General features: G+C 48.5%; 15 protein-coding genes and 1 tRNA gene. 1 reads left to right on the top strand and 15 read right to left on the bottom strand.

Translation table 11 applies throughout. The features are described from left to right. Positions 1 to 3: 3 nt before the first annotated feature. The 9 genes from DWZ03_RS15490 to DWZ03_RS15450 form a co-directional block, all read right to left on the bottom strand. Positions 4 to 1,023, bottom strand: coding sequence for an LPD29 domain-containing protein (locus tag DWZ03_RS15490; protein ID WP_117884371.1), 1,020 nt, complete (start codon positions 1,021 to 1,023; stop codon positions 4 to 6). Between the two features lie 13 nt (positions 1,024 to 1,036). Further along, positions 1,037 to 1,246, bottom strand: a complete 210-nt coding sequence (locus tag DWZ03_RS15485) for a hypothetical protein (RefSeq protein WP_005802673.1) — start codon at positions 1,244 to 1,246, stop codon at positions 1,037 to 1,039. Further along, positions 1,222 to 1,521: a hypothetical protein gene (locus tag DWZ03_RS15480; protein WP_005637786.1), complete on the bottom strand. Its 300-nt coding sequence runs from the start codon at positions 1,519 to 1,521 to the stop codon at positions 1,222 to 1,224. The genes DWZ03_RS15485 and DWZ03_RS15480 overlap by 25 nt, the downstream gene beginning before the upstream one ends. After that, the gene (locus tag DWZ03_RS15475; protein WP_038607716.1) at positions 1,518 to 2,117 is read right to left on the bottom strand and encodes a hypothetical protein; all 600 of its coding nucleotides are present in this window, start codon (positions 2,115 to 2,117) and stop codon (positions 1,518 to 1,520) included. The genes DWZ03_RS15480 and DWZ03_RS15475 overlap by 4 nt, the downstream gene beginning before the upstream one ends. Positions 2,118 to 2,164: 47 nt before the next feature. Next, positions 2,165 to 2,662, bottom strand: coding sequence for a DUF4313 domain-containing protein (locus DWZ03_RS15470; protein ID WP_025017653.1), 498 nt, complete (start codon positions 2,660 to 2,662; stop codon positions 2,165 to 2,167). A gap of 50 nt (positions 2,663 to 2,712) precedes the next feature. Next, entirely contained in the window at positions 2,713 to 2,964 is a 252-nt protein-coding gene (locus DWZ03_RS15465; protein ID WP_005634966.1) for a hypothetical protein, read from the bottom strand. Between the two features lie 69 nt (positions 2,965 to 3,033). Then, the gene (locus DWZ03_RS15460) at positions 3,034 to 3,921 is read right to left on the bottom strand and encodes a hypothetical protein (protein ID WP_117678146.1); all 888 of its coding nucleotides are present in this window, start codon (positions 3,919 to 3,921) and stop codon (positions 3,034 to 3,036) included. Positions 3,922 to 3,924: 3 nt separating this feature from the next. Next, positions 3,925 to 5,067 (bottom strand): hypothetical protein, encoded by a 1,143-nt coding sequence (locus tag DWZ03_RS15455; RefSeq protein WP_117681687.1) that lies wholly within the window; start codon positions 5,065 to 5,067, stop codon positions 3,925 to 3,927. Then, positions 5,052 to 5,348, bottom strand: a complete 297-nt coding sequence (locus tag DWZ03_RS15450) for a hypothetical protein (protein ID WP_070737847.1) — start codon at positions 5,346 to 5,348, stop codon at positions 5,052 to 5,054. The genes DWZ03_RS15455 and DWZ03_RS15450 overlap by 16 nt, the downstream gene beginning before the upstream one ends. 27 nt (positions 5,349 to 5,375) lie before the next feature. On the opposite strand from DWZ03_RS15450, the gene DWZ03_RS20465 reads away from it, so the two are divergent. Beyond that, positions 5,376 to 5,570: a hypothetical protein gene (locus tag DWZ03_RS20465; RefSeq protein WP_081342751.1), complete on the top strand. Its 195-nt coding sequence runs from the start codon at positions 5,376 to 5,378 to the stop codon at positions 5,568 to 5,570. Positions 5,571 to 5,650: 80 nt separating this feature from the next. On the opposite strand, the gene DWZ03_RS15440 is transcribed toward DWZ03_RS20465, so the two are convergent. The 6 genes from DWZ03_RS15440 to sppA form a co-directional block, all read right to left on the bottom strand. Further along, the gene (locus DWZ03_RS15440) at positions 5,651 to 6,886 is read right to left on the bottom strand and encodes a site-specific integrase (protein ID WP_117678159.1); all 1,236 of its coding nucleotides are present in this window, start codon (positions 6,884 to 6,886) and stop codon (positions 5,651 to 5,653) included. 461 nt (positions 6,887 to 7,347) lie between these two features. Next, positions 7,348 to 7,423 (bottom strand) — tRNA-Phe (locus DWZ03_RS15435). Positions 7,424 to 7,566: 143 nt separating this feature from the next. Further along, positions 7,567 to 8,616, bottom strand: coding sequence for a thiamine-phosphate kinase (gene thiL, locus DWZ03_RS15430; protein WP_005828671.1), 1,050 nt, complete (start codon positions 8,614 to 8,616; stop codon positions 7,567 to 7,569). Positions 8,617 to 8,622: 6 nt separating this feature from the next. Beyond that, positions 8,623 to 9,432: a purine-nucleoside phosphorylase gene (locus DWZ03_RS15425; protein WP_005835556.1), complete on the bottom strand. Its 810-nt coding sequence runs from the start codon at positions 9,430 to 9,432 to the stop codon at positions 8,623 to 8,625. Beyond that, complete coding sequence (lpxK, locus tag DWZ03_RS15420) at positions 9,371 to 10,501, bottom strand: tetraacyldisaccharide 4'-kinase (protein WP_120130383.1); 1,131 nt, start codon at positions 10,499 to 10,501, stop codon at positions 9,371 to 9,373. Before lpxK ends, DWZ03_RS15425 begins: the two co-directional genes overlap by 62 nt. Continuing rightward, on the bottom strand, positions 10,502 to 12,271 hold the full coding sequence (sppA, locus tag DWZ03_RS15415; protein WP_120130382.1) for a signal peptide peptidase SppA: 1,770 nt from the start codon (positions 12,269 to 12,271) through the stop codon (positions 10,502 to 10,504). It abuts the gene before it with no gap. Positions 12,272 to 12,542 lie beyond the last annotated feature (271 nt).

Here is a 12,542-nt window from a genome sequence, read left to right as displayed (position 1 = left end):
GAATCAGATTGTTTTTAAATTCTGTTTTGAGTACCATGCCTGATACGCGGCGGCATACTCCTGACGTTCCCGTTCCAGGGAATTTCTCATCTCAGGGGTGTATCCGAGCAGGCGGATGTATCCTCCGTTATAGCCGGTGAGTTCGCACCTTATTCCGGCTTCCTCCAGTTTGTCGATGCGTTTTTGGGCCATTTTTGCGCTTGAATATTCCTTCGGCCAAAAATAGACTTCGCCCCGTGAGCCGAAACAGTCTTCCCCCAGAATTATTTCCCCGGCATACTTCCGGCTTTCGATGAAGCCGAAACGCGCTTTGCCCAATGCCCGGCGCATTGCCTTGTGTGCCGGACCTTCCGGATGCTTGAATACCTCCGGCTTGTCTTTGCTGCCGAGTTTGGGCGGTTCCACCTTGTACGGCTGTTTGTAACTTCCGATTCCGAGCGTCAGGTAAAAGTTGGTGTGAAAATAGTCCGTCATGGGGTCGCTGTCATCGAAATTGTACGACATGATGAAATCGCAGATATTCACCATTACATCCTTTGCCCTGTCCGTCAAGGATTTGTCTGAATGGATATGATGGTGGTTGACATCGCCTTGAACTTTTCCGGACTCTTTGGTGAACGCCTCGAAATCCGCTTTCATCAACCGGATATGGATGGAGTGGTAATTCTCCCGTCTGACAGAGAACTTGTATCCCGGATAGGTCTCCTTGAGCCATGCCCGTACCAGTCCCACGATTTCAGGAGCGTGCTGCCCCTTGTAATTGCGGCCTTTCCAGCGGTATTCGTTATACACATACTTGGTGTATTCCTTTGCCGTGGCTCCCGGATAGTCATATTCATATCCGGTTGAGGTCGAGGGAATATCCGGTTTTTCTTTCCAAGCCTCAAAAAGCCTTCCAAACTCGGTGTTCACCTGTTGCATGATTGCGGTGTCACCACCCTTGTCCGGGTGGTGCTCCAATGCCAGCCGGCGGTATTCTTTCTTCAAGTCCGCCAGAGAGTGTATGTTCTGAAAATAAGTCATAGCCATAAGTTTTTTATGCCCCTGCGAGGCGGTTGATAAAATATTCCCGGTAGTCAAGGTCAAGACCGAGGTTGAGACAGGCCGTTTCCATGTCATCTTCTCTCAGGTCGTCCGCCTCCTGCAATTCGCGCAGGTACCGGATTTCGGAGTCCAGGTATTCCTGTGCTTCCGTTTGACCGCAACCGCATGAGTTGCAGATCAGACTGATAATGTTTCCCTGCATGCTGTTTGATTTTTTATGTTTCTGTTCCTGTTTCTGAGGCCTCGTCCGTCGTATATCGAGACGGCCCGTTCCACCAAAAGCCTGCGGTTGTCTTCCGAAAGTTCCAGATAGAACCGTTCCGCCGCGCCGAATGTGCCCTTGTCTGTCGCCACGCACCATTTTTCCCAGAAATGCGGGTACATGCCGCCATACACGGTTTTGCATTCCTCCTCGCTCCAGGCGTTCCACATGTAGTAGAAGAAACTGGAGACGGTATTTTCCGCTTGATATTTCATGGTTCTTCTATTTGTGATTCTACATTGTTTGTTTCTCTCAGTTGATGCCACACAGCCTCATACATCTCATAAAGCCAGTCTATGTTCTTCGCGCCGAGTTCAAACGGGCTGTGACACTGCACCTCGTCACCGCTTTCTTTCTCTTCGGCAAGGACGGTCAGGCTGTCCGCCGTTACCCGGAGTCCTGTCACCCTGCATTCATATGGTTCTCCGTTCTTGCCAAACCATATCACCCAGACCGGATCATAATCCTCTTCCGGAAGACGAATTTCTTTCACGCAGTGAGCATGGAGCAACTGCCGTATCGCGTCGATGATGTCCCCCCGCAGTTCCTTGATCCTGCCGCTGAAATCAACGGCTTCTGACGGTAAACTTCCTTTTCCGCCTCTTTCCTGCAAGGAGAGAATCCGCGTGTCGGGATGGATACAGAAATCCCAGTCCAAAACTTCATCGTCATCGCGTGTCGTGTGGATATCGCCGCCCAAAACAAGACCGCAATCGTCATTTACCATTCTTTTTGCTTCATCGCGGTCTTCTGCCGCTACCGTGTAAGTGCCCTCGAAGGAATACCTTACTCTTATGTCATATCTTTTCATGATTCTTTCCATTTGATTGTTGATACCAGATTCATTGCCCGGAAGGATTACCGGATATTCAATATTGCGCTAAAGGCATGTGGGTCAAGCCTGTAAAACGTCGGAAGGTTAAGTGTGACCATCGGGTAGCTTACCCAGCCGCTCTGACGTCTATAACCTGTATCCTCAGCCAATTTGTTAGACAGAAGGAACTCCATGGCATCAGGATTGTTGTTGATGTCCACGAATGCCCTGTCAGGCAGTGAGAATGCCGCCTTATCTTCTAAGTTGACCGTCAGGACCGTGTATATCTCATGGGTCACGGGATCTTTCAGAGACAATGCCGGCCAGCCGTTATGGTACATTTCAATCACGATTGAGAGACGGCTTTCCTGATACAGGAAAGTCTCTTCCATGGACGGATGGTCGCATTTGACAATTTCAAAATCATCCTCCCCTTTGGTAAATGTCACCATCGGATAGGATACATCGACAAAACATTCCTCTTCCCGGTAGCAGAGATGTTCTTTTCCCTCTGAACGGATTATAGCCAATCGGGTGTTCATATTCGTAACTGGTTTTAAAATTATTGACTTGCAAGTTAATTGGCCGGCATTCACCTGCCTGTTTCTTTAAACGTGTGATTGTCACCGCCTGCGGACATTTGGGAGAGTTGCTGTCTCACCGCCTTGATTTTCCCAATCAGTTCGTCCTCCCTTCGGAATGAGGGGGTACATTTGGTACGCCTCATCCCGGCTCCCCAGGGGATGCCGCCGCATACTTTTCTCAGGCGTGCCTTTTCGCTTTCCAGGGCCGACTCCAGACGGGCCAGCCTGCGTCGCAACGATTCTTCGGTCACAGTTCTCATGATTTCATTGTTTTTTTAGTATGGTGACGGGTCGGAAAGACAGTCACCATACCGTCGTTATGTGTTACGTTATATTTTAGCTTTTTCCCTTTTGATGCCTCTCAGGACGTACAACAGGTGCAGGAACAGCTCCCTGTCGTAAATCCGGAAGAAGAACGGCTCGCCTGTTTCCCTGACCGTTCCGGTAAAAGACACGGACTCCCGGTTCACGGGATATTGGAGGAAGTTGCCGTTTGCCAGCAGGGTGTGCTTTTTCTTCATCACTTCGCCTAGGAACTTGTCCATATCGTCGTTTCCCTCATAGCCGGAGAAGTAGAGGAAATGATGACGGCGCAGGCTTCGCAGGATTTTGGCGGTTTCCAGCCTTACATCCCTGCCTGACGATTCGTCCGTTCCTCTCATCAGGTTGCAGATGAACTTCTTCTCGCCATTTATGTCAAGAAACAGATAAGGAACTATAATTATAGAGGCATGCCGTGCGTGGTCAGAGATGACCATCGGCTTTTCTTTCAGGATGTCTCCTTTGAAGGTAATGTTCCGGTAATGGTTGTCCATCTGCCGTTCCAGTTCCTTTCTTGGCGTGGTAACGGAGCGGAGTCCCGTGAAGTAGCGTCCGCCCGCCCGGAAGCAGAACCGGTAGATGTCCGCATGATAAGGCTCTCCCAGGAAAAAGAAATTCCGGGTATGGCGGATGGGGGGCAAGACATCCATGTAGTCGAAATATCTTTCTTCCGTAATCTCACTGAACGGGGCGCAGAGGGATTGCAGGTGGATGCGTATCATCTTGCGGACGGTATTTCCGGACACGGCTATGAGGTACGGGTTCTTTTCCCTGTCCCTCAGTTCCTCCAGTGTCTCATGATGGTAGTCGCCGTGTATTCCGTCAGACATGGTGGTCACGCAACTGCCGTCAAAACTGCGTGAATCGACTACGAATTTCAGTTTGTCGTTATTCATGGTTCAGATGTTTTGAAGGTTCAACACTCTCTTGGCGGCACTGAGGGCATTGGAGGTGAGCTGCCGTTGCCATGCCTTGTTTCTGGGTGACCAGCGGAATCCGGAGGATTTCAGTTCCTTGCGTCTGTTGTCTTCGGGAATCCTGTCAAACAGGATCTGAAGGCGGTCTTCCCCATAGTTCCATACAAGTGTCCCGCCCTCGAACGGCACTTCCTTGTTTTCCCGGCTTTGCACCGCTTTCAGCCTTTCGCGCATCCGTTCCGCAAGTTCCGGCAATTGGAAGAATTTGTTTCTCGGGGTGATGACGGGTTTCCTTACCCTTGCGTTATATTCGGAAATGAAGTCCACGGCCCTGCGGACGATTTCCACTTCCCCGTGATTGGCGAAGGTGGATACCTTGTTCAGGATGCTGCTGACGAACAGGGCACGGCTATAACCCCGGCATTGTCCGGTATCAATCCCGTGGATGGTGTCGGCGCTGCTCCTGATGTCGCGTTTGAGCGTCTGCCATGCCTTTTCCAGTTTTTCTTCCTCCGGTCGTGCGGCTTCCTTTTTCCGTCTGACGGCTTCAAGAACCTTTTGCCGCCAATTGCGGAACTCCTCGTAGCGGTTCTGATAGCTTCTGTCCGTATTCTCCTGCCTGTGGTAATCGAATCCGCCCCGTCCCGTCACCATCGGGTTGGCGCAGCGTGAGAGGGCCGAGAGCTGGGCGGACAGCTTTTGCCGGTAGGCGGCGATGTATGTATCCCGTTCCTCTTCCTGCATGATTTGCAGGTCGTTGTGCAGCTCCTCCCCGTAAATCATGATGTCCGTCTCGCCACGAATCTCCGGGTCGAAGGAGCTCCATGCGTATGCGTCGCAAGCCTGTTTCCACATATCCTCCAGATAGCCCGGATGTTTGAACGCTACGGCTTCCCAGTCTTTGAAGTCCCTGGAATGCAATTCATTGCGGTCTTCCGGATTTCCGTACAGGTGTACATAGTTGCCCGTTCCATGATGCTCCTTTCTGAAATGGAACGGTACGGGAGGATGGTCCGTACCCTTTTCCCGGATCATCGTGACCCGGTGTGCATTCTCTGCGGTAAGGCCCGTTACTTGTTCTTCCCGGACCTTTGCTGTTGTTGTTTCAGTCATAACCGTTGCCATTCATAAATTATTTCTACCAGTTCTTCGTCCGCCAGTTTTTGGATTTCCTCGTCCGAGCAATAGCAGGCGATTTCCTCGTCCAGCTTGAAAGCTGCCGGGTCAAGGCTTCCGATGCCGTCCAGCAGTTCCGGCACCAGGCTGTCTGCGACAACCGTATAGCTTCCGTCCCTGCCTTGCACCTCCCGTGCGGGATAGCTCCTTTCCCGATAAACCAACATTCTCATTTTCGGATTGGCACCCTGCTGTCCTTTGTGGACTTTGCCTGTCGTCTCTCTGTTCATACCTTCATTTTTTTTAGTTTGTTTGACATGATCGGCTCCGCGGAGCCGGTTTTTCGGTTTCTTACTTGCCGGACTGTCCTTTGCAGGGGATTGCGCAAGGCTTGGCAAAAGAAAATACCGCAGCGAAGCGAGGATGATTTTCTTTTAGCCAACCAGCCCCTGAAAGGGGCCGCCTTGCGCAATCAACCCGGCAAAGGGCTATATTTGCAGGTAAGAAATTGAAAGAATGGCAGTTATTCCTGATCTGTCCTGATACAAAAAAAGCCATCCTCCGGGGACGGCTTTAATGGTGTGTCGTACGTCTATTGCGCCAGACGTTCCTTCACATTGTTCATCGCCTCTTTCAGGCTGCTGTTCATGACCCGCGCATAATGCTGCGTCATGCGTGTGGAGGCATGTCCGAGCATGACGGACACGTCCTGCAAGGGTACATTGTTGGCGAGCGTGACGGTCGTCCCGAAAGTGTGCCTGGCCACGTGCGTGGTCAGGTTTTTCTTTATGCCGCAGAAATCGGCGATTTCCTTGAGGTAGCTGTTCATTTTCTGGTTGCACATGACAGGCAGGCAGCATCCTTTCTTTATGCAGACCGGATGTTCCCTGTATTTCTCCAATATGGCCAGTGGAACGGGCAGCAGCGGGATGTTGCTGATGGAAGACGCTTTTCTGCGGTGTTCCAACTTGACCCTTCCCTTCCTTATCCACCAGTCCCCGAGATTGTCCTGTACCAAGTTTTCACCACTCAGAGTGGCGACATCGGAGAACGCCAGACCGGTGAAACACGCGAAGACAAATATGTCCCTGACCAGCTCGAGCCGTGGGATGGTGAATTTCTTTTTCATTACGGTCTGCAACTCGTCGTAGGTCAGGAATACCGGATCGGTCTCGTCCTGCTCCATCTTGTAACCGTAAAAGGGATTCTTGCGCATCCATTCCTTTGCCAATGCCATGTTGGTGAATTTCTTGAAACATTTCATATAACGGACTATCGTGTTACGGCACAGTCCCCCCTCCGTTTTCAGGTAAATGTCAAACGCACGGATGAACTCCGGTGTCAGCTCATGGAAGGTGATATCCTCCTTGCCATAATAAGAGGGGATAAGCCGCTGCAATTTCTTCACCACGTTCTTGTACCGGTTGATCGTGACGGGAGAGTAGTCTATGCCTGCCAGTGTTTCCATTTCCCCGATGCCTTCCATCATGGTACCGAGCAGTGTACGCATTCCGGTGTCTTTCCCGAAGACACGTTTCAGGATCAGTTTCGGGGTAATCAGGGCCTGTTCCAATACCAGCTCCTTGTGTTTTTCCAAGGCGCGTGCGTGCAGTTCGGCAATATAGGCGTTCAGTGCCACTGATGCCCTGTCCCTGCCTTTACTGCATCCTTTGGCGGCGTTCCATAAGTTCAGGGGCACGCTTCTTTGGATACGTACATCGTCATAGTCTCCATTGATGGTTATCCGCATCAATACCGGTGCCTCACCGTTTTTCAACAATTTCGTTTTAAGCACGAAAAACAGAATGTTCATTGTTCCCTGTTTCATCACTTTTGTTTTTTGAGGTTTACATTCAATTGTTTCGTCAAAACCGGATGGCATGAGGACGTGGAGCGAAGTGTTAAATTCGGTGGCTTTTTTGGGGGACTTGTGGAAAAGCCATAAAAATCCCATTTTTCTCAAGTTCGAATTGCCTTTTGTATCCCGGGTTCGATTCCTTTTTTTTATCCCGATGGGAAATACCGAATTTTTAAACTTCTTTCACATTTTCAACTCCATCCGGTCATGTGTGCAAAATTACTTTTTCACACCGGAGATTGGAATTGTCAAATAGTTGAAAAACAATGAAGTATGATACATATTCAGTGGCTTTTTCAAAAGCCTTAAAAAAAGCCACTGAATTGGCGAAATCCAACTTCACAAATATGTAATGAAATGCGTAGTGAGGGTAAAAAAAGAACCCTTGAACTATCTCTAATTCAAGGGTTTTCTAAAATTGAAAAGCTTTTTGGTGGTGCCACCAGGAATCGAACCGGGGACACAAGGATTTTCAGTCCTTTGCTCTACCAACTGAGCTATGGCACCATGTTTATCTCTTTTGCGGTTGCAAAGGTAGTGAAACTTTTGGACTATGCAATAGCTTTCATAATAAAAAACGCTGATGATTGGCTATGTAGCTAATTATCAGCGTTTATGATTTGAGAAAAAATACTGAAAAAGTTTTATAGTTATGCTTTTTCCGCTTCTTCTTCCTTCAAAGGATTCCATCCTTGTGCTTTGAGTTCAAACTCTTGACCGTCACGGGTAATTAGGGCGCAGCCTAATTCCGGTTTGGTGATATGGCCAATCAGCTTGACGCCTTCCATTTCGGCAACCTTTTCATGGTCGGCAATGGGGACGGTGAACAATAACTCATAATCCTCGCCTCCGTTCAGTGCACAAGTGCTCAGGTTCATATTGAATTCTTCTGCCATTACAGCCGTCTGATAGTCGATAGGAATATGTTCTTCGTAAACTCGGCAACCCACTTTGCTTTGGGTACAGATATGCAGTAATTCCGAAGAAAGTCCGTCCGATATATCCATCATGGAGGTGGGTTGTATACCTTCTTCTGCCAGTTTCTGAATGATGTCACGGCGTGCTTCGGGCTTCAGTTGACGTTCCAGAAGATACTCCTTCCCCGAGAAGTCCGGTTGCAAGTCTTTGTCACCTCCTTTGAGCACCGCCTTTTCGCGTTCCAAAAGCTGTAGTCCCATGTAGGCGGCACCCAAGTCGCCGCTGACGCAAATCAGGTCGGTTTCGCGGGCACCATTGCGGTAGACCACTTTTCCTTTCTCACCCTCGCCTATGCAGGTGATGCTGATGGTAAGCCCAGTATAGGAAGCGGAGGTGTCTCCTCCCACGATGTCAACATCATATTCTTCGCAAGCCAAACGGATGCCGGCATAGAGTTCCTCCATGTCTTCTATACTGAAACGCTTGGATATGCCCAAGGAAACGGTAATCTGCTTCGGTGTGCCGTTCATGGCATAGATATCAGAGAAATTGACTACGGCCGATTTATACCCCAAATGCTTGAGCGGTACATACACAAGGTCGAAATGGACGCCTTCCATCAGCAAGTCGGTAGTAACGAGCACTTCCTTTTCGGCCGGGTAGGAGAGGACGGCGGCATCATCTCCGACACCATATCGGCTCGACTCGTTCTTTAGTTCAATGCCTTCGGTGAGGTGTCGGATGAGGCCGAATTCACCGAGGGTAGCTATTTCTGTTCTCATGCTTTCTTATGCTCTATTAATCAATTCACGCATAATCTCTGTCATTCTCGGTTGCGCCTCGTCCGCAGCTTTCTGCACTTCTTCGTGAGAGACTTCTACGATTTTACCTTCTACCCCCAAGTCTGTAATGACAGATACGCCGAACACTTTGATTCCGCAATGATTTGCCACGATGACTTCCGGCACGGTGGACATGCCCACTGCATCGGCACCCAGAATATGGAACATCTTGTATTCCGCAGGTGTTTCGAATGTGGGACCTTGCGTACCGATATAGACACCGTGCTGAACCTTGATGCCCTTTTCTGCCGCAATGGCGTCGGCCTTACGAATCAGCTCTTTGTCATAAGCTTCGCTCATATCCGGGAAGCGAGGACCGTAAGGTATGTTTTTGCCACGCAATGGATGTTCGGGGAAGTAGTTTATATGGTCGGTGATAATCATCAGGTCACCGATCGCAAAATCCGGATTTGTGCCGCCACTGGCATTGGAAACGAATAAGGTCTTGATACCCAGTTCGCGCATTACACGTACCGGGAAGGTTACTTCCTTCATGGAATAGCCCTCGTAAAAATGGAAACGTCCCTGCATCGCCATGATGTCTTTATGGCCCAGTTTGCCGAAGATAAGTTTTCCGCTGTGTCCCTCTACGGTAGAGACGGGGAAATTGGGGATTTCTTCGTACCTTATCTCATACTTTTCAGTGATTTCACCGGCAAGACTGCCGAGTCCGGTACCGAGGATGATTGCTGTCTCAGGCTGGGTGTGCATCTTTCCCTTCAGAAAGGCTGCTGTTTCTTGAATGCGCTCTAACATAGCCAATAATGTTTTGGTTAAATATATATTGTTGATTTTGTAAGATTTCTATTTCTATCGGCAGCACGTAGATGTACGGCTTTAGTGTTTCGTCCAGTGCGGGATGGAGTTTCAACCTTGCCGCATCTTTCTCCGTGGTGATTATCAGTCTTTTCCACTCTTCCAGGTGCAGGAATTGTTCCTTTATTTGCAATAAATCCTTGGGAGTAAAGTCATGATGGTCATCAAATGCCAGCAATTTGACGTGCGGCGTGTAAGATTCCACTTCTTTCTGCAAGGGGGCGGGGGAGGCGATGCCTGTCACTAGCAGTACTTGCTCGTCTCCGGTGAGGGAGGAGAGCACTTTCCAGCTGTTCGTTTTCTCGGGAAATAGCGGGGTCAACATTCCATAGCGGAATCTGGAGAAATACAGTTGTTGGTATGGATAGAGGTGGAGCCGTTTGGCTATGATGTTGAAGTCTATCGGCTTGATGTCATCCGGACATTTGGTGACGATGACCATCTGTGCCCGGTTTTTACCGCTTGAAGGTTCGCGGAGTCTTCCGGCAGGGAGCAAGGCATCATCGCATAGTAACCGGTGAAAATCGGTTAGTAGAATGTTCAGTCCGGCTTTTACATGGCGATGTTGGAAGGCGTCGTCCAGGATGATGGCTTCTACAGTGGGATTTTCCAGTTTCAGCAGTTGCTCAATGCCGTGACAACGGTTTTCGTCTACCGCTACCCGTGCATTGGGGAATTTATTTTTAATTTGATACGGCTCGTCACCTATTTGCCGTACATTGCTCTTGTCATCGGCCAGTACATAGCCTCGGCTTTTACGCTTGTAACCCCGACTGAGGGTGGCTACATTCACTCCGTTTTTTTGTAATAGCTTTATCAGATATTCGGTATGTGGCGTCTTGCCAGTTCCGCCCACAGCAAGGTTGCCCACGCATATTACTGGAACGTCAAAACTCTTTGACCGGAGCCAGCCCCAGTCAAAGAGTTTATTTCGCAAGCATACCCCTATTCCATAAAGCCATGATAGGGGATATAGCCAATGATATATCTTGATAAAGTTTTCCTCCATTTATTGAATATTCAGTTCAAAGGGTACACGTGCTTGTATACGGTCACATTTGTCAAAATTCTCCAGGACGCTGAACTGCTGGTATATCTCGCCTATTGTGCCTTTCAGCATGCGTGCTTTGACGTAGTTACCCGGATTGGTGTTCATCAGGCTTTCAAAGAAACTTTCCTTTTTCGGATAGCTCATCACGGTATAGGCATCTACTCCGGCCTTTGCAATGGCTATGTCCAAAGCTTTGTCCAAACCACCCAATTCGTCGACCAGTCCTAGTTCCTTGGCCTTGCTTCCGGTCCATACACGGCCTTGGGCAATTTTATCCAGGTCTTCCTTGCTGATGCCTCGGCCATCGGAGCAGCGGGTGAGGAAGAGGTCATATCCGTTGTTCACATACATTTGCATCAGCCCTTTTTCACCGTCATTCATCGGGCGTGTCAGCATGCCGAAGTCTGCGTATTTATTGGTTTTCACTACATCAAAATTTACCCCGATTTTATCAGTCAGCCCCTTTGCGTTGGGGAACATGCCGAAGATGCCGATAGAACCCGTCAGTGTGGTAGGCTCGGCCACGATGGTGTCTGCATTACAAGAAATGTAGTAACCTCCTGAAGCTGCATAGTCACCCATGGAAACAATGACTGGTTTCTCTTTCTTCAATTCGCTGACGGCATACCATATCTGTTCTGAACCATAGGCGCTTCCGCCCGGTGAGTTTACGCGTAATACTACAGCTTTTACATCTTCGTCATCTTTCAGCTTGCGCAGGTCTTTAATCACCTTTTTAGAGTCGATGCCTTCTTCGCTGGAGGCAGAAGATGAACCACCGTCAATTTCTCCATAGGCATAGTATACGGCAATCACATTTCCACTTTTGTCTTTGGGAACGTTCTTCTTTACGTTAATCATGTCCTGCAAACCAAGTACGGGCATGCGGTCGTCTTTGTCGATGCCTACCATCGCTTTCAGGTAGTTGCGCACATCATTCTTATATATTAATGTATCGACCAGTCCGCATTGCACACTTTCTTCTGCGGGATAGAACATCAACATGCGGTCGGCAATGGCGTTCAGTGAGTCTACAGATATTTTGCGTGATTCTGCAACATCATTGGTCACTTGTCCCCAGATGGAGGTCAGGTAAGCGTCGATTTGTTCACGGTTGGCAGGGCTCATTTCGGTAGAGATGAAAGGCTCTACAGCCGATTTGTAGGTACCTACTTTGAATATCTGCATTTCTACTCCGATTTTGGCCAGCAAATCCTTGAAGAACATGGGGGTAGCGGCCAAGCCCCTCCACTCGACCATACCTTGCGGGTTCAGCAACACCTTGTCGGCTACACTTGACAGATAATAAAGACCTTGGGAATAGCTGTCACCATAAGCTACGATGAATTTTCCCGATTCCTTGAAATCCTTCAATGCATTGCGTATTTCTTCGCGTGAAGCAAATCCTGCACCCAGCGAAGTCGCTTCTATATAGATACCTTTAATGTCGTCATTCTCTTTTGCTTTTTTGATAGAGGAGAGGACATCATCCAGGCCATAAGTCTTATAATTGTCTCCCATAAGGGCATCGAACGGATTGTCTTGGCTGCGTTCAGCCAGTGCACCATTCAAATCCAGCATCATAATGGAGTTTTTGCGTACTTGCGTTTCTGACTCCGAAGATGATACCATGCTGAAAACCACCAGAATACTGATGAAAACTAAAACAACGACTGATACGATGATGCCGGTAATGGTGGCAAACGTAAATTTCAGAAAATCTTTCATTGCACTTTATTGTTTTTAGTATGCTAACTTTTAAAAGCTAACAAAGATAAATAATTAGGTTGATATTTACCCTATCTGTCGCTGAGTTTTTCGGTTTGTCACAGTATTGTGGGAGATTTCATTCTCTTTTCTTTTATCTTTGAAGTATTTCATTTCGTTCTTTATGGATAGTTAGTTTCTAAAATGCCAGATATAATTGCTATCTCTTTACTTTCTGAGTCTGTTTCTCTAAAAACTAATCTTTCCACAGCAATGTTCTTTTCTTACCACA

The sequence above is a fragment of the Bacteroides sp. AF29-11 genome (assembly GCF_003602895.1).
GTDB lineage: Bacteria > Bacteroidota > Bacteroidia > Bacteroidales > Bacteroidaceae > Bacteroides > Bacteroides uniformis.
Note: the sequence above shows the minus strand (reverse complement) of the source record. Positions and strands in the feature narration are given on the sequence as shown.

Coding starts and splice junctions, on each gene's coding strand:
- DWZ03_RS15490 (WP_117884371.1), bottom strand. CDS start 1,023: ATGACTTATTTTCAGAACATACACTCTCTGGCGGACTTGAAGAAAGAA.
- DWZ03_RS15485 (WP_005802673.1), bottom strand. CDS start 1,246: ATGCAGGGAAACATTATCAGTCTGATCTGCAACTCATGCGGTTGCGGT.
- DWZ03_RS15480 (WP_005637786.1), bottom strand. CDS start 1,521: ATGAAATATCAAGCGGAAAATACCGTCTCCAGTTTCTTCTACTACATG.
- DWZ03_RS15475 (WP_038607716.1), bottom strand. CDS start 2,117: ATGAAAAGATATGACATAAGAGTAAGGTATTCCTTCGAGGGCACTTAC.
- DWZ03_RS15470 (WP_025017653.1), bottom strand. CDS start 2,662: ATGAACACCCGATTGGCTATAATCCGTTCAGAGGGAAAAGAACATCTC.
- DWZ03_RS15465 (WP_005634966.1), bottom strand. CDS start 2,964: ATGAGAACTGTGACCGAAGAATCGTTGCGACGCAGGCTGGCCCGTCTG.
- DWZ03_RS15460 (WP_117678146.1), bottom strand. CDS start 3,921: ATGAATAACGACAAACTGAAATTCGTAGTCGATTCACGCAGTTTTGAC.
- DWZ03_RS15455 (WP_117681687.1), bottom strand. CDS start 5,067: ATGGCAACGGTTATGACTGAAACAACAACAGCAAAGGTCCGGGAAGAA.
- DWZ03_RS15450 (WP_070737847.1), bottom strand. CDS start 5,348: ATGAACAGAGAGACGACAGGCAAAGTCCACAAAGGACAGCAGGGTGCC.
- DWZ03_RS20465 (WP_081342751.1), top strand. CDS start 5,376: ATGATCGGCTCCGCGGAGCCGGTTTTTCGGTTTCTTACTTGCCGGACT.
- DWZ03_RS15440 (WP_117678159.1), bottom strand. CDS start 6,886: ATGAAACAGGGAACAATGAACATTCTGTTTTTCGTGCTTAAAACGAAA.
- thiL (WP_005828671.1), bottom strand. CDS start 8,616: ATGAGAACAGAAATAGCTACCCTCGGTGAATTCGGCCTCATCCGACAC.
- DWZ03_RS15425 (WP_005835556.1), bottom strand. CDS start 9,432: ATGTTAGAGCGCATTCAAGAAACAGCAGCCTTTCTGAAGGGAAAGATG.
- lpxK (WP_120130383.1), bottom strand. CDS start 10,501: ATGGAGGAAAACTTTATCAAGATATATCATTGGCTATATCCCCTATCA.
- sppA (WP_120130382.1), bottom strand. CDS start 12,271: ATGAAAGATTTTCTGAAATTTACGTTTGCCACCATTACCGGCATCATC.